Below are 14,882 nucleotides of genomic sequence, written 5' to 3'. Positions count from 1 at the left end.
ACATGGCGCGATCGGCATTCCTATGATGGGCGCACGACACCCGCGGGCCGCTGCGACCAGGCAGTCCGATGCGGTGCAGCTGCGGCGCGATGGTGGAGGGGTCTGATGACTCAGGGGGCCGGTCAGGGACCCGAGGTGGAGCGGACGGCGACGTTGCGCGACTTCCGGGTGCCCGCTTACGTGCACGAGACCGGTCCGTACGCCCACAGCACACACCCGGGCGAGGTCGCCCCGCCCGCCGACGAGGCCTACCCGGAGGGGTACACGCCCACCGAGCGGGACCTGCCCGTGATCAATCGCGGCGACACGGTCCAGGTGCACGTCGACCCCGCCTCCCTGCCGGCCTCGCAGCCGGTGGACGGTCCCGGCCCGCTGTTCGTCGTCGGCGACGTGCACGGCTACCTCGACGAGCTGGTGGCCGCCCTCCAGGAGAAGGGCCTCATCGACGCGGCGGCGAACTGGTGCGCCGGCACCGCCCGTCTGTGGTTCCTCGGCGACTTCACCGACCGCGGCCCCGACGGCATCGGCGTCATCGACCTCGTGATGCGGCTGTCGGCGGAGGCCGCCGCGGCCGGCGGGTACTGCAAGGCGCTGATGGGCAACCACGAGCTGCTGCTGATCGGCGCCAAGCGCTTCGGCGACACGCCCGTCAACTCCGGCGCGGGCACCGCCACCTTCCAGGCGGCCTGGCTGCTCAACGGCGGCCAGAAGACCGACATGGACCGCCTCCAGGACCACCACCTGCAGTGGATGTCCCGGCTGGACGCCATGGAAGAGGTCGACGGCCATCTGCTCGTCCACTCGGACACCACCGCCTATCTCGACTACGGCGACTCGATCGAGGCCGTCAACGACACCGTCCGTGAAACGCTCACACGCAACGACGCCGACGAGGTCTGGGATCTCTTCCGCAAGTTCACCAAGCGCTTCTCCTTCCGCGACGAGGGCGGCGCCGACCATGTGCGCTCCCTGCTCGATACGTACGGCGGCACCCGCATCGTTCACGGCCACAGCCCCATTCCGTATTTGAAGGGCGAGGTCGGCTCCGAGGAGAGCGAGGACAGCGGCGGACCCCTGGTCGAGGGACCGCACGTCTACGCCGAACGCCTCGCCATCGCGATGGACGGCGGCGTGACCATGGCCGGAAAGCTGCTGGTCCAGCAACTTCCCCTGGATATCTGAGCGTTCACGGGGCAGACGCCCCCTCATGACGCAGTGACGGAAGACGGCGCAGGCCAGGGCCCAATTTTGGCAAACCCCCTGTCACCGTGTGCCGTCACCGCTCTACCATCGGCTTATCCGTAGCAGGCTCCCCTCCGTTTCTGCCCGACGGCTCGTTGGCATGCGAGCCCCAAGCCCTACGGAGCATCGGGGGATGCACATGAACAGCGTTCCGCAGCACCTGCACAGCGAGGACCGCCAGGAATACGAGCGGATCCTCGATGAGGCGCTGCGCTCCGCACCACACCGCCCGGAACTGGCCGCTGTCGGACAGCGGCTCAACCCCGAACAGCTGCGCACCATGGCGCTGAACGCCACCGCACTCATCACGGCGGCCGCGGCGACCGAGTACCAGCACTATGTGAAGGTCCGCGAGGAACTGCGCCAGCCGGCGCCGTCCACCCCGTCGTCCACCCGTGAGTCCGGCTCCTCCGAGTCGGGCACGGGCGCGATGGGGCTCGCCACCACCGTGGGAGAAGTCGCCGAGACGGCCGGGCCCGGCGTGGTCGCCGTGCTCGCCGTCCTGGCACCCGTCCTCGCCGGCACCGCCGCGGCGATCTTCCTGCTCGTCGGTTACATCCTGAAGATGTTCGACCCCGAGCCGGCTTTCGCCCAGACGATGCTCACCACCGGATGGGTGTTCGGCGCCATCGCGGCGGCCGCGATCCTGGTCGCCGCCGTCGGACTCCTGCTCACCGCCCTGCGCAACCGGCCGACGTTCGACGGCGGCCCGAACAGCGAACTGAGCGAGGAGGTCACCCGAGCCCAGGAAGCCTGGCGCGAGGCCCTGCTGGAGCGCGGCATCCTGCCCTTCCTCCGAGAGGCACTCGCCGACCCCGGCACGGCATCGGTCCTCCATCGCACGCCACCGTCGGCCCCGGCCGGCCGCATCCCGAACCTCGGCTACGGCCGCCCGGGTTTCAGCAGCCCGGACGACGGCGCCTCCCGTGGCTCCCGTCCGAGCTACACCAGCCCGGACTACACGAGCCCGGACTTCGGAGGGCCGGAACACCAGCCGGAGTGACATCGGCCGAAAGAGCCCTCGGCTTGCGCCCCCGTCCTGGGGAGCGCAAGCGCGAGAGCCGACACCCGGCGCAGCGGCGTCGGCCACTGCTACAGGCGCCGAAGGGCCGTGGCTCCACGCGTTCCACGAACGTCCGGCTGAAGGCGTGCACCAGGGACAGACGGAACAGAGCGGGTGCCAGGGGAGCCCACCGATGGACCCTGTCCTGCGGTGACCCCAGCGAGAACGTGCTCCAGCCCGGCCCGGATCGGGCGGAGTGGCGTCGTGCTCGTTCCGTTTACGGGAGGCCGACTCACCGCGTGCGGCGGGCAGGGGCGACGCGGTGCGCGTGCTCCCCCTGCCCGGCCGTCATGCGCTCAGTCCGCCATCGGCAGGTACACCCGGTTGCCCGCCGCCGCGAACTCCTTCGACTTCTGAGCCATGCCCTCCTCGATCTCCTGCTGGGATCCGCCGTGCTGGCGGCGGATGTCCTGGGAGATCTTCATCGAGCAGAACTTCGGCCCGCACATGGAGCAGAAGTGGGCCGTCTTGGCGGGCTCGGCCGGCAGGGTCTCGTCGTGGAACTCCCGTGCCGTGTCCGGGTCGAGCGCCAGGTTGAACTGGTCCTCCCAGCGGAACTCGAAGCGGGCGTCGGACAGCGCGTCGTCCCACTCCTGTGCACCGGGGTGCCCCTTGGCGAGGTCGGCCGCGTGGGCGGCGATCTTGTAGGTGATGACGCCGGTCTTGACGTCGTCACGGTTGGGCAGGCCCAGGTGCTCCTTGGGCGTGACGTAGCAGAGCATCGCCGTGCCCCACCAGGCGATCATCGCGGCACCGATGCCGGAGGTGATGTGGTCGTAGGCCGGGGCGACGTCGGTGGTCAGCGGGCCGAGCGTATAGAACGGAGCTTCATCGCAGATCTCCTGCTGAAGGTCGATGTTCTCCTTGATCTTGTGCATCGGGACGTGTCCCGGGCCCTCGATCATGGTCTGTACGTTGAAACACTTGGCGATCGTGTTGAGTTCCCCGAGCGTCCTCAACTCCGCGAACTGCGCCTCGTCGTTGGCGTCCGCGATCGAACCGGGCCGCAGTCCGTCGCCGAGCGAGTACGTGACGTCGTAGGCCGCGAGGATCTCGCAGAGTTCCTCGAAGTTCTCGTACAGGAAGCTCTCCTTGTGGTGCGCCAGGCACCACGCCGCCATGATCGAACCGCCGCGCGAGACGATGCCGGTCTTACGGTTGGCCGTGAGCGGGACGTACGGCAGGCGCACACCCGCGTGGACCGTCATGTAGTCCACACCCTGCTCGGCCTGTTCGATGACCGTGTCCTTGTAGATCTCCCAGGTCAGCTCCTCGGCGCGGCCGTCGACCTTCTCGAGCGCCTGGTAGAGCGGCACCGTGCCGATGGGGACGGGGGAGTTGCGCAGCACCCATTCGCGGGTCGTGTGGATGTTGCGGCCGGTCGACAGGTCCATGACCGTGTCGGCGCCCCAGCGGGTCGCCCAGGTCATCTTCTCGACCTCCTCCTCGATGGAGGAGGTGACCGCGGAGTTGCCGATGTTGGCGTTGACCTTCACCAGGAACCGCTTGCCGATGATCATCGGCTCGATCTCCGGGTGGTTGACGTTCGCGGGCAGCACCGCCCGACCCGCGGCGATCTCCTCGCGGACCACCTCGGGAGAGACGTTCTCCCTGATGGCCACGAACTCCATCTCGGGCGTGATCTCGCCCCGGCGCGCGTAGGCGAGCTGCGTGACCGCCTGGCCGTCACGGCCGCGACGTGGCTGACGCGGACGTCCGGGGAAGACCGCGTCGAGGTTGCGCAGACCGCCGCGCGGCGAGGTGTGCTTGATGCCGTCGTCCTCGGGACGAACGGGACGGCCCGCGTACTCCTCGGTGTCGCCGCGAGCGATGATCCAGTTCTCCCGCAGCGGGGGCAGCCCCCTGCGGACGTCGGTGTCGGCGATTGGATCGGTGTACGGGCCGGAGGTGTCGTACAGCGTGACCGACTGCCCGTTGGTGAGGTGCACCTGGCGGACCGGCACTCGCAGATCGGGGCGTGAGCCCTCGACATACGCCTTGTGCCAGCCGATGGACTTCCCGGCCTCCTCGGACTTGTCGTCCTGAACGGAGGCAGGCGTGCGCGCGTCCTTGATGGTCATGAGACCTACTCCCTACGCCGGCATTACCCGGTAACAGGTTCGGCGGTCGACGCAGCGGCTTCCGTCTGCCGACGTTTCGTGTGAAACATCACTCGCGATGGGTGATGTTTCATGTGAAACATCGCTGGGACGGAGGTCAGCGCCCTCTCAGCCCGGTGCTCCGAGCTCCCGCGTGTACAAAGGTGGCACCACGCTAGCGTCAATTCGGGCGCGGTGAACAGAGGGCCCCGGTCGTTCTTGCGATGATCGGTCGGTGACCACGACGCATGAACCTCCGTACCCACCGCCCGAGCCGCGGCGCGGCCCCGGTTCCGGAAACGGCCCCGTGCGAGGCAACGGCCGTACGGACGGCCGGGGTTCGGGCGTGCCCGGAGGCAGATACGACGGTGGGTACGACCGTGCTTCCGGAGGCGGCCACGATGATCACGCGGCTGGAGCCGAAGGGTGGCACGAACACGGCACCGGGCCCAGTGGGATGGGTGAGCGCGAAGGCGGAGCCGGTGACTGGCACGAGCGCGGGCCCGGGCGGGAGGGGATGCCCGCGCACGGGGGCGGCGTCAGTGGCGGGCAGGAGCGGGGCCCCGGCTTCACCAGCCCTTACGACCACGGTGCCCACGGCGGTGGCTCGGCGGGGCAGGGGCAAGGGCACGGTCCGGCTGACCGGTCCGGCCACGACGCCGACGGTGGTCACGGTCACGGCCCCGGATCCGGTGGGCGGCAGGGCGGTGGTGGCGGGGGCGACGGCCATGGTCACGGGCACTCGCACAGTCACGCCCATGGCCCGGCGGCACCCGTCTCCCGGCATCTGCGCAAGGTCATCGCGGCGATCCTGATCCCGTTCGCCGCAGCGGTGGTGGTCGGGCTCGCGGTGCTGTGGCCGGGCGGTGCCCCGCCGCACGAGCGCACCGGGGTCGGCTTCGACCGGCAGACCCAGCAGGCCACGGTCACCAAGGTGGTCGAGCTCAGCTGTAAGGACGTCAACGCCTCGGGAGTGCCCCCGACCGGCGACACCTCCACCGCCGAGGGTTCCTCCGCCGTGCAGCAGGAGAGCGGCACCTGCAAGAAGGCGACGATCCGCGTCGACACGGGCAAGGACAAGGGCCGTACGTTCACGGAGATCGTGCAGCCCGACCAGTCACGCCAGCTGCACGAGGGCCAGGAGGTCGTGGTCGCGTACGAGCCCTCCGCGCCGAAGGACCTCCAGTACTCGGTCACCGACGTGAACCGTAAGTTCCCGATGGCGCTGCTCGCCGGCATCTTCGCGCTCGCGGTCGTGGTGGTGGGCCGAATGCGCGGTGTCATGGCGCTGGTCGCCCTGGCCATCAGCTTCCTCGTGCTGACCTTCTTCATCCTGCCGGCGATCCTTCAGGGCTCGAACCCGCTGGTCGTGGCGGTGGTGGGGGCGAGCGCCATCATGCTGATCGCCCTCTACATGTGCCACGGCCTCTCAGCCCGCACCTCCGTGGCGGTGCTCGGCACGCTGCTCTCGCTGCTGCTGATCGGCCTCCTCGGCTCGGGGTTCATCGACTGGGCCGCGCTCACCGGCAACACCGACGACAACACCGGACTGATCCACGGGCTCTATCCGTCGATCGACATGAGCGGTCTGCTGCTCGCCGGCGTCATCATCGGTTCGCTCGGTGTCCTCGACGACGTGACGGTCACCCAGACGTCCGCGGTCTGGGAGCTGCACGAGGCCAACCCGACGATGGGCTGGCGCGGGCTGTACCGGGCGGGCATCCGGATCGGCCGCGACCACATCGCGTCCGTCGTCAACACCCTCGTCCTCGCCTACGCGGGTGCCGCGCTGCCGTTGCTGCTGCTCTTCTCGATCGCGCAGAGCGGTGTGGGGACGGTCGCCAACAGTGAGCTGGTGGCGGAGGAGATCGTGCGCACGCTGGTGGGCTCCATCGGCCTGGTCGCGTCGGTGCCGGTGACCACCGCCCTCGCGGCCCTGGTCGTCTCGGCCGACCGGCCGGAGAAGGGGGCGGCACCGGCAGGCGCCCAACCGGTCCAGGCGGGCGGGTCGCCCGCTTCGACCGGCGTACAGCCGGCCCCGGGGCGCGGTGGGCGGGGGCGTCGGCGTAAACGGTGACGGGCGAAGGCCCGCCGACCGGGGCGGCCGCTCCGCCCGTCCGGCGGAGCGTGCAGCACACCCAGTGGTACGGAAGCGCTCCCACACGCCCCTTGCGCGCCGCTGAAGCGTTACGCCACTCCCGCACCAGGCTGCCGTAACGCTTCAGCCCGCGCTCTGCTCTTCCGCCAGGATGCGGTCCAGGGCCTCGTCGAGGTGGGCGTCGAAGTCAGCGAGGGCGCCCTCCTGGCCGAGCGGCACCAGCTTGTCGGTGCGGTCGAGGAAGGCCACGAGCGGCGCCACCGAGGAACGGAAGAGCGCCTGGTCGGCGCCGACCTGAAGGCGGATCAACACATCGCCCAGGGTCTCGGACCCGGCCGGCGAGACCCGGACATCTCCCTCCCCGCACGGTCTGCCCACCCCGTCGACCAGCAGCTCCCGGCCGAACGCCCAGGTCACCGGGGCATCTCCGGGCAGGTGGAAGGTCAGCCGTACGGCATAGGGATCACAGGTCTCGTAGCGCAACTCCACCGGGATGCGGAAGGAGAGCTCCTCGGACACGAGAAAGCTCATCATGACCTCTGCCTCTACGGACTCGCGCATCGCCTACCCCGTCGGTTGCCGTCGACTGGCCGGGACCGAAGCCCGACACTGGTGGAATCTTGCTGAACGTACACGAGAGATCACAAGGAGTGAGTTTTCAGATACTGATAGAGATCGCGAGTGACCCCAGGAGCCGCCCCATCTCGTCCTGCAGCTGCCGCGCCGCCGACAGCAGTCGGTCGGCCTGGTGGGCGGGCAGAGAGATGGCCATCGTCGCGGCCGTGGTGCCGACCGTGATCGGAACGGCCGCGCACACCGTGCCCAGCGCGTACTCCTGACGCTCGGTCACCGGCTCCATCCGACGGGTCTGTTCGAGGCGTCGTAGCAGGGCGCGGCTGTCGCGCACGGTGTACGGGGTGAGGGCCTGCACGGGATGGCGGTCGAGGTGATCGCGACGGGCTTCGTCGTCCAGCTGGGAGAGCAGGCACTGGCCGATGGCGTGTGCATGGCCGGTCTCCCGGAAGTCGGCCCACTCCTCCACCGCGGGATTGCCCGGGGTGTCCGAGACACACATGACCTCGATCTCACCGTCGCGGTACTGGGCGTAGTAAACGGGGACACCGATGACATCACGCCATTGAGCGAGCGTGTCGGCAACCGTGCTGCGACGTTTCTGCTGGGCCGCGCTGCTGCTCAGCCGTACAGCTGCCTCGCCGAGGAAGAACAGCCCTTTGTCGCGGCGCAGATAGCCCTCGTGCACCAGCGTGCGAAGCAGGTGGTAAGCGGTGGGCAGCGCAAGGCCCGTCTCGCGGGCGAGTTGCTTCGCGGGGGCGCCGTACTCATGCCCGGCGACGCATTCCAGCAGGCGCATCGCACGCTGGACGGAGCCGATGAGCGTCGCGGACTGGGGCTGTTCGGCGGGGTTCGGGGAAGCCTGCCGCGGCACCTGGGGCACGGCGGAACGGGGTCGCCCGAGAGGTGGGCAGGGGTCTGAAGGTGCGGTGTCAACCGTGGCCATGGGTCACTCCCGGAGCGCGAGGGGGGAGCCCGTGCGGGGAAACACGGGTGGGGTGCACGCCGCTCGCGGGGGCGTCCCCGCGTCGATTTCCGGACTCTATTGGTCGGTCACCGCTCGCCGACGCCCTGCCCGGGAAACTTCCCTCGCCCGAGGGAACCGGTGATTCCTGTTACCGCCCACCGGTCCCCACGGCCCTCACGGACCTCACAAGTCGCTGCGCGACGAGGAGCTCGACGTGAACTTCCGTACGACGTAGATCAGTCCACCGACCAGTGCCACGAAGACCAGCAGCTTGAAGAGCAGTCCGATGACGAATCCGACGACGCTGGCTATCAGCCCGCCGAACACCACCAGGGCGATGACGGGCACCGCGATCCACTTAACCCACCACGGCAGTCCTGCGAAGATCTCACGCATCGCCCTCGTCCTTACCTCTCCGCCCGTCTCTGTGCCGGGTACCGATCCTTGGAATCCGCCGACTTCGACTCCATCGAGTCGAATCCGCTGATTCCCTGCCCTCGATGCTAGGTCCGGCAGGTGCCCCGGCGGGGGCCTCGCAGCCCTTGTCCTCCCCTGATCGATCCCCTAGGGAACCCCGAGGCCACGGGTCAGCTCTCGGGTGGAGAGAAGACCACGAGCACCCTCAGATCCTCGCTGATGTGGTGGAACTTGTGGGCGACTCCGGCCGGGACGTACACCACGCTGCCGCGCGCCACCTGCGTGGTCTCCATGCCGACCGTGATGTGGGCGCGGCCGCTCACAACGAAGTAGACCTCGTCCTGGTTGTGCGGCTTCTGTGGATCGTGCTCGCCGGCGTTGAGCGCGTACAGACCGACCGACATGTTGCGCTCCCGCAGAAACTGCAGGTAGGCGCCCTCGTTGGCGGCGCGCTCCGCCTCCAGTTCGTCCAGCCGGAAAGCCTTCATCGTTCTTGTCGCCCTCGTCCCCGTGCTCATGGCCGATTTCGTCTGCCACGATCAGACACATGAAGAATTTCGTAGTCAAGACGATCGCCAACGCGGGTGCCCTGGCGGTCGCCGTCTGGCTGATAGACAAGATCACCCTGACCGGTGACAGCACGGGCAAGAAGATAGGCACCCTGCTCGTCGTCGCGCTGATCTTCGGCCTGGTGAACTTCGTCGTCAAGCCGATCGTGAAGCTCCTGAGCCTCCCGCTGCTCATCCTGACGCTCGGCCTGTTCACCCTGGTCGTCAACGCACTGATGCTACTGCTGACCTCGTGGCTCGCCGACAGGTTCGATCTGAGCTTCCATGTCGAGGGTTTCTGGACGGCCGTGCTCGGTGGCCTGATCATCTCGATCGTCTCCTGGGCACTGCACGTCGTCCTGCCTGACGGGGACTGACATCCGATGACCTACCGCGTCTGCTTCGTCTGCACCGGCAACATCTGCCGCTCTCCCATGGCCGAGTCCGTCTTCCGCGCCCGCGTGGCGGAGGCCGGGCTCGACGGGCGGGTGGAGGTCGACAGCGCCGGCACCGGTGGCTGGCACGAGGGCGACCCGGCCGACCCGCGAACCGTCTCCGTCCTCGAGGAGAACGGTTACGCCAGCGGCCACACCGCCCGGCAGTTCCAGACGTCCTGGTTCGAGCGCGTCGACCTCGTGATCGCGCTCGACACCGGCCATCTCAAGGCCCTGCGCCGCCTCGCACCCACGCCGGAGGACGCGGCGAAGGTACGGCTGCTGCGTTCCTACGACCCCGCCGCGGGCGACGACCTCGATGTGCCCGACCCGTACTACGGGGGCCGGGACGGGTTCGAGGAGTGCCTTGAGATGGTGGAGGCGGCAAGTACGGGCCTCCTCACGGCGGTCCGCGAACAGGTGGAGGGACAGGCGGCATGAGCGGTACGGAGGACCAGGGACGAGCGCCGGGCAACGGAGACGGCACGCGCGCGGTGCGGGCCGGACTGCCCGAGCCGGTGGCGTACGAGCCGACCCTGCCGGGCCCGGTCTTCGCCGCCCACTTCCACCTGCCGGGCGAGCCGACGGGGCCGTACACCTACGGTCGGGACGAGAACCCGACCTGGACGCATCTGGAGCGCGCCATCGGCGAGCTGGAGGCGCCGGGGGAGGACGGCGTCGAGACGCTGGTCTTCGCCTCGGGCATGGCCGCCGCGGCGTCAGTGCTCTTCTCGCAGCTGCGGGCGGGCGACGCCGTCGTCCTGCCCAGCGACGGCTACCAGGCACTGCCCCTGGTGCGCGCGCAGTTGGAGGCGTACGGCATCGAGGTGCGCACGGCGCCGACCGGCGGGGACGCCCAGCTCGGCGTCCTGGACGGCGCGAAGCTGCTGTGGATCGAGACGCCGTCCAACCCCGGCCTCGACGTGTGCGACATCCGGCGACTCGTCGAGGCGGCACACGCGCGTGGCGCCCGCGTCGCCGTCGACAACACGCTCGCGACGCCGCTCGGGCAGCGGCCGCTGGAGCTCGGCGCCGACTTCTCGGTGGCCAGCGGCACCAAGCAGCTGACGGGACATGGCGACGTGCTGCTGGGATACGTCAGCGGTCGTGACGGCGAGGCCATGGCTGCCGTACGGCGCTGGCGGAAGATCGTCGGGGCGATCCCGGGGCCCATGGAGGCCTGGCTCGCGCACCGTTCCCTCGCCACGCTCCAGCTGCGGGTGGAGCGGCAGAACGCCACCGCCCTCGTGCTCGCCGAGGCGCTGCGGGACCGGCCGGAGGAGCTCGGGGTGCGGTATCCCGGGCTGCCGGGCGACCCCTCGCACAAGATCGCCGCCCAGCAGATGCGGCGCTACGGCTGCGTGGTCTCCTTCACGCTGCCCACGCGCGCGCGTGCCGAGCGTTTCCTGGAGGCGCTGCGGCTCGTCGACGACGCCACCAGCTTCGGCGGGGTGCGCTCTACGGCCGAGCGGCGCGGACGCTGGGGCGGCGACGCCGTACCGGAGGGCTTCATCCGTATGTCCGTCGGCGCCGAGGACCCCGAGGACCTCGTGGCGGATGTGCTGCGGGCGCTGGACGCATCGGATCAGTGACCGGCCCGGCCCCGCATCCGTCGCAGTCGGGCTGCGTCCCTCTACGTGCGACAACAGAGAACGGGCGGTCCGAACCTCCCCCCTCGTGGCTCGGACCGCCCTCGGTTCTGCGCGCGAAGAACCGCGCGAACAAGGCTAGTTGACTCTCTGTCAGTGTCCAATCACAGTAGCGACAGCGACCTATCGACTTATTTATAGTTGGGCCCTGCCCTGGGGGTGGGGAGAAGGGCGGGGAAGGGGAGGGTGTGGCATGGATCTGGCCTTGTTGCGCACTTTTGTGACCGTGCACCGGGCCGGCTCCTTCACCCGCGCCGCCGCGCTGCTCGGGCTGTCGCAGCCGGCCGTGACCTCGCAGATCCGCACCCTGGAACGGCAGCTGGGCCGCCCCCTGTTCCTGCGGCAGGCCCGCGGAGTGACGCCCACGACCATCGGCGACGAACTCGCGCACAAGGCGGCCCCACATCTCGACGCCCTTGTGGAGATCACCGAGACGGGCCTCGACGACGAGTCCTCCTTACGCACCCTGCATCTCGCCGGTCCACCTGAGTTCACCGCCGAGCGGGCGCTGCCCGCGCTCACCGAACTGACCGGCGAGGACGGCCAGGGCTTCGCACTGCGCGCGTCCTTCGGCAATGCCGAGGAGACCCTGGAGGGGCTCGCCGCCGGGCATCACGATCTGGCCATCACCACGGCCCGTCCGCGGGGCGCCCTGCTGACGGCGACTCCGCTCTGCGACGAGGAGCACGTCCTCGTGGCCGCCCCTCGCTGGGAGGAACGGATCGGCTCGGTCATGCTGAGCAGCAAGGGGGCGCATGCGCTGGAGGACGTCCCGGTGGTGGAGGTGCACGAGTCCCTGCCCTTCGTCTCCCGCTACTGGGCCTCGGTCTACGACTGCCGTCCCGCCGCCCCCGGCACAGTGATCGTCCCCGACCTGCGCGCGGTCCTCGCCTGTGCGGTCGCGGGCGCGGGGCTCGCGGTGCTGCCCCGCTATCTGTGCGCGGCCCCCCTGGAGCGCGGCGATGTCGTCCCCCTGCACGATCCGCCGGTGCCGCCGCTGCGGACCTACTTCCTGGTGGCCCGCACCGGGACGCTCGCGATGCCGCACATCTCACGGGCCCATGAGTGGCTGCTGCGAGCAGCTGCCGACTGGGCTTGAACGAGGCTTGCCGACGGGCCTGAACAGGACCTGCTGACCGGGGCCCGAACCGCGCTTGCCCACCGGGCGCAGCAGTCACTGCCACAAGGCCTGATCAGGGGCTTTCGACTGGGTCTCATCAGCTCTTTCACAGCTGTCACACCATGGACTCGATCAGTGACGGCTCGCGATGTTTCACGTGGAACCAGCCGGGCCACATTTCCTGCATGACCGTCCGACCCGTGGTCAAGCGCACCGCCCGCGCCGTTCTGCTGGACGGTGACGACCTGATCCTGATCAAGCGCACCAAGCCAGGCGTGGATCCCTACTGGCTCACGCCCGGAGGCGGGGTCGAGCCGACGGACACGACCGTCGTCGACGCTCTGCACCGCGAGGTGTACGAGGAACTCGGCGCCAAGATCACCGACGTGGTGCCCTGCTTCGTCGACACCGTCGAGCACATCGGCGATGACGGTGGAGCCACCGGCGTGAAGGTGCAGCACTTCTTCGTCTGCCACCTCGAGTCCATGGACCCGTCCTTGCGGCACGGTCCCGAAGTGGACGAACCCATCGGCGAGTACGAGATCGTGCGCGTGCCGTTCACCCGGGTCGGGATCGCGTCCGTCCATCTCGTACCGCTGTCGCTGCGGCACTACCTCGACGGGAACATCGAGGGCGTCCGCGCCATGCACGCCCCCGACTTGGGCTGATACGGGCCTGGTACGAGCCGCTGCTTCGTCCGCTACGGCGTCTCGTCAGTCCCCGATGACGGCGAGTTCCTCCACGGAGTCATGGCGTATGCGCTCGGATGGGACACCGACGCCTCGCAGTGCGTCCACGCCGCTGCGGATCATGCCGGGCGGGCCTGACACATAGGCGTCGTACTCGGTCCAGGGACCGTGCTCGCGTATGGCGTCGGGGAGCTGGAGCAGCCCGTGCCGATCCACCACCGGACGGACGGCCAGCCAGGGGTGGGACTGCTGGAGCCTGAGCATCGTGTCGATGTCGTAGAGGTCCTTGTTGCTGCGGGCGCCGTAGAAGACCTCGACCGTCCGCCGTTCCCCGTGTTCGGCGACGTCCTCGACCAGCGCCTTGATGGGCGCTATGCCAGTGCCTCCGCCCAGACAGAGCAGACCGCTGTCGCTGGTGTGGTCCACGGTCATCGAACCGGTCGGCGGGCCGAGCCGGATGATGTCGCCCGGCCGGGCGCGATGCACCAGCGCGTTGGAGACCCAGCCCGCGGGGACGGCCTTCACATGGAACGTCAGCAGACCGTCCGAGCGGGGCGCCGAGGCGAAGGAGTAGTGCCGCCAGATCCGGGGCCACCAGGGCGTCTCCAGGCTCGTGTACTGCCCGGCGAGGAAGGGGTAGGGCTGGTCGGGGCGGACGGTGATGACCGCGACGTCCGGGGTTCTCAGGTCGTGTGCGACGACCTCCGCGTACCACCAGGCGGGAGCGCGCAGTTCGTCTGACGCCGCCGCGTCGATCATGACCTGCGAGATCGTCGTGTACGTCCGGACCCAGGCCGCCTCCGCCTCCCCGTCCCAGACGCCGGTGGCGTACTTGCTGAGTGCGCCGATGAGGCACTCGCCGACGGCCGGGTAGTGCTCGACCCGGGTCCCGTACTTGCGGTGGCCGCGACCCAGGTTCTGGAGGTAGTCGACGAGAACCGGGGTGTTGTCGATGTGCTCGGCCGCGGTGAGCAGCGCTTTCAGCAGCCGGTCGCGCTGGGTGTCCATCGCGGGAGGGAACAGGGAACGCAGATCGGGGTGGCGTACGAAGAGCAGCGCGTAGAAGTAGGAGGTGACCTTGTCGGCCACGGGCCCGATCTCGGCCATCGTCCGGCGGATCAGGACGGCGTCGGGGGAGGCGGTGGGGGCCGGCGCCGGGCGCTGGGGCGGCACCCGCACGTGGGGGGTGGGCGGAGCGAGGGGAGCGAGGCCGGATACCTCCGACCGTGCGGCAGCGGGCGCTATATGGCTCGGGGCGGGTGCTGCGGGGGGCGATATCGCCGCCGGTGTCTCCCGCTCCGGGGGCTGGGGCCCAGTGAGCGGTGGGGCGGCGGGGGCGGAGCCGGAGTCCGGCGCGGTGAGTTCTGCCGGGGTGACCGATGTGGTGGGCTCTGTGCCGCCCTGGTGCGGCGATGTCGGGTCATCGGCTGCCGGCATCCTGCCCACCGGGCGCATCGCCGCCAGGCGGCCGCCCTCGGCTGGCTCCTGTTCGCTGCCCGGAGTGGTCGCCGGCTGCTTGTGCGGCGTGAACCAGCCGCCCCCGCCGCCGGAAGTGCCGTTGTCGGCCGACGTGGTGGTCGGAGCGTCCATGGTGTGCCTCGCCTCGAACATCTTTCGGTCGGTCTGCGCACTTCCTCGATCGGAAGGTGCCTGCTTCCCCCGCGACGGCTTGCATTCCCCGTTCGTCGCCACGCCCAATACGGCGACATTCAACCCGTATTCACACTCGGCACGGACAAGTAAGGCGCGAGTGTGACATTGGCCGCAGCACTCTCATCGCAGCGTCCCATCGTGTGTGGACGCTCGGCCGCATAACCGAGAATGCGGGTCTTCGATCTCTCCGTCCGGTTAGGCTGCATTGCCTTGCGCCCGGTCGCCGCTGAGCCTTGATCACAGCTCGGACACGAACCGGAGTCGACCATACCGGCAGCCGCCCCGATCACAAGTCCCCCCTTCCTCCCTCACGATGGGGCCGAGGGCGAA

14 protein-coding genes and 1 riboswitch are annotated in these 14,882 nt (G+C 69.5%); of the genes, 8 read left to right on the top strand and 6 right to left on the bottom strand.

Translation table 11 applies throughout. From position 1 onward, the window contains the following. Positions 1–105 precede the first annotated feature (105 nt). Positions 106–1,182: a metallophosphoesterase gene (locus tag ACFZBP_RS09085; RefSeq protein WP_383449637.1), complete on the top strand. Its 1,077-nt coding sequence runs from the start codon at positions 106–108 to the stop codon at positions 1,180–1,182. A gap of 193 nt (positions 1,183–1,375) precedes the next feature. Next, positions 1,376–2,245 carry a hypothetical protein gene (locus ACFZBP_RS09080; protein WP_391411271.1) on the top strand — a complete coding sequence of 290 codons (870 nt, stop codon included), beginning with the start codon at positions 1,376–1,378 and terminating at the stop codon, positions 2,243–2,245. Positions 2,246–2,601: 356 nt separating this feature from the next. Here the strand turns inward: ACFZBP_RS09080 and thiC are convergent, their stop codons facing one another. Next, on the bottom strand, positions 2,602–4,386 hold the full coding sequence (thiC, locus tag ACFZBP_RS09075; protein ID WP_391411269.1) for a phosphomethylpyrimidine synthase ThiC: 1,785 nt from the start codon (positions 4,384–4,386) through the stop codon (positions 2,602–2,604). Next, a riboswitch (TPP riboswitch) is annotated at positions 4,379–4,568 on the bottom strand. It overlaps the preceding gene by 8 nt. A 353-nt stretch (positions 4,569–4,921) precedes the next feature. On the opposite strand from thiC, the gene ACFZBP_RS09070 reads away from it, so the two are divergent. Further along, the gene (locus ACFZBP_RS09070; protein WP_391411267.1) at positions 4,922–6,481 is read left to right on the top strand and encodes a YibE/F family protein; all 1,560 of its coding nucleotides are present in this window, start codon (positions 4,922–4,924) and stop codon (positions 6,479–6,481) included. Between the two features lie 144 nt (positions 6,482–6,625). Here the strand turns inward: ACFZBP_RS09070 and ACFZBP_RS09065 are convergent, their stop codons facing one another. The 4 genes from ACFZBP_RS09065 to ACFZBP_RS09050 all read right to left on the bottom strand — a co-directional run bounded on the left by ACFZBP_RS09065 (position 6,626) and on the right by ACFZBP_RS09050 (position 8,947). After that, positions 6,626–7,063, bottom strand: coding sequence for an SsgA family sporulation/cell division regulator (locus tag ACFZBP_RS09065; protein WP_030048438.1), 438 nt, complete (start codon positions 7,061–7,063; stop codon positions 6,626–6,628). A 97-nt stretch (positions 7,064–7,160) separates the two neighbouring features. After that, on the bottom strand, positions 7,161–8,021 hold the full coding sequence (locus tag ACFZBP_RS09060; protein ID WP_391411265.1) for an IclR family transcriptional regulator C-terminal domain-containing protein: 861 nt from the start codon (positions 8,019–8,021) through the stop codon (positions 7,161–7,163). A gap of 204 nt (positions 8,022–8,225) precedes the next feature. Then, positions 8,226–8,438: a DUF5326 family protein gene (locus tag ACFZBP_RS09055; RefSeq protein ID WP_383449642.1), complete on the bottom strand. Its 213-nt coding sequence runs from the start codon at positions 8,436–8,438 to the stop codon at positions 8,226–8,228. Positions 8,439–8,629: 191 nt separating this feature from the next. Continuing rightward, positions 8,630–8,947, bottom strand: coding sequence for a cupin domain-containing protein (locus ACFZBP_RS09050; RefSeq protein ID WP_062721140.1), 318 nt, complete (start codon positions 8,945–8,947; stop codon positions 8,630–8,632). Between the two features lie 59 nt (positions 8,948–9,006). Here ACFZBP_RS09050 and ACFZBP_RS09045 point away from each other — a divergent pair, with 59 nt between their 5' ends. The 5 genes from ACFZBP_RS09045 to ACFZBP_RS09025 all read left to right on the top strand — a co-directional run bounded on the left by ACFZBP_RS09045 (position 9,007) and on the right by ACFZBP_RS09025 (position 12,878). Beyond that, positions 9,007–9,384, top strand: coding sequence for a phage holin family protein (locus ACFZBP_RS09045; RefSeq protein WP_383449643.1), 378 nt, complete (start codon positions 9,007–9,009; stop codon positions 9,382–9,384). 6 nt (positions 9,385–9,390) lie between these two features. Next, positions 9,391–9,882 (top strand): low molecular weight protein-tyrosine-phosphatase, encoded by a 492-nt coding sequence (locus ACFZBP_RS09040; protein ID WP_383449644.1) that lies wholly within the window; start codon positions 9,391–9,393, stop codon positions 9,880–9,882. Continuing rightward, positions 9,879–11,033 (top strand): cystathionine gamma-lyase, encoded by a 1,155-nt coding sequence (locus ACFZBP_RS09035; protein WP_391411261.1) that lies wholly within the window; start codon positions 9,879–9,881, stop codon positions 11,031–11,033. Before ACFZBP_RS09040 ends, ACFZBP_RS09035 begins: the two co-directional genes overlap by 4 nt. Positions 11,034–11,283: 250 nt before the next feature. Further along, on the top strand, positions 11,284–12,189 hold the full coding sequence (locus ACFZBP_RS09030) for a LysR substrate-binding domain-containing protein (RefSeq protein ID WP_391411259.1): 906 nt from the start codon (positions 11,284–11,286) through the stop codon (positions 12,187–12,189). 206 nt (positions 12,190–12,395) lie between these two features. Continuing rightward, positions 12,396–12,878, top strand: coding sequence for an NUDIX domain-containing protein (locus tag ACFZBP_RS09025; protein WP_217207668.1), 483 nt, complete (start codon positions 12,396–12,398; stop codon positions 12,876–12,878). Positions 12,879–12,923: 45 nt separating this feature from the next. Here the strand turns inward: ACFZBP_RS09025 and ACFZBP_RS09020 are convergent, their stop codons facing one another. Next, entirely contained in the window at positions 12,924–14,510 is a 1,587-nt protein-coding gene (locus tag ACFZBP_RS09020) for a globin domain-containing protein (protein ID WP_391411257.1), read from the bottom strand. Between the last annotated feature and the right edge of the window lie 372 nt (positions 14,511–14,882).

Origin of the sequence: Streptomyces sp. NPDC008086, assembly GCF_042957325.1 — a bacterium.
Classification (GTDB): Bacteria; Actinomycetota; Actinomycetes; order Streptomycetales; family Streptomycetaceae; genus Streptomyces.
This window is presented reverse-complemented; position numbering and strand designations above follow the sequence as displayed.